The organism is Rhodopseudomonas sp. BR0C11, assembly GCF_010820945.1.
Classification (GTDB): Bacteria; Pseudomonadota; Alphaproteobacteria; order Rhizobiales; family Xanthobacteraceae; genus Rhodopseudomonas; species Rhodopseudomonas palustris_H.
Genome location: NZ_QTKI01000789.1, coordinates 1 through 704 on the forward strand (window position 1 = coordinate 1; position 704 = coordinate 704).

The following is a 704-nucleotide window of genomic DNA, read 5'->3' on the forward strand; positions in this document are numbered from 1 at the left end:
GTGGTCCCGCCGTGGCCGGCGGAGGTGGCGGCGGTCCTGCAATGGGGATGGGCCGCGGCGGCGGTGGCGGTCCCGCGTTCGGCGGCGGCGGAATCAGCCGCGGCGGCCTGGCCGGCGCGGCAATCGCCCGTGGTGCCCCGGTCGGCCCGCGAGTCGCAGGCGGAGGCGGTGGCTGGCAAGGCGGCGGCGGATGGCACGGTGGCGGCGGCCGGCATTGGCACGGCGGGGGCTGGCACGGTGGCGGTTGGCGCGGCGGGTATTGGCCGGGTGCCGCCGTGGGCGGTGTCTGGGGAGCACCCTATTCTTACGGCTATTACGGCGACCCGTATGATTACGGCTACTACGACGAGCCGACCGTCACGGTCGCGCCGGACGACGATGGCGGCGACGCCTACTGCCGGCGCCGGTACAAATCATACGATCCGGCCTCCGGCACCTATCTCGGCTACGACGGCCGTCGGCATCCCTGCCCGTAGTAAATCCCTTATCGTCTCGACGAGCGGCGCCTTCACGGGCGCCGCTTTTGTTTGGCACGCTGCAAACCTGCGGCGATCGGACTCACCGAGCGTTGATCGTTTTGCCGTGTTTTCGCCCCCAAATCGCTGCAAGCGAAGAGCCGTCCCAACGGGGCGCCTTCACTTCCCCTGGCGATACTGCCAGAATCGCCCAATCGCCCCCACCGGGAGGCCGCAGCGCTTTCCATC

General features: G+C 70.3%; 1 protein-coding gene. It reads left to right on the forward strand.

All coding sequences use genetic code 11. The annotated features are described in order from the left end of the window. Positions 1-476: BA14K family protein (locus DYI24_RS27390; protein WP_164574546.1), on the forward strand; the 476-nt coding region annotated here is incomplete at its 5' end. Between the last annotated feature and the right edge of the window lie 228 nt (positions 477-704).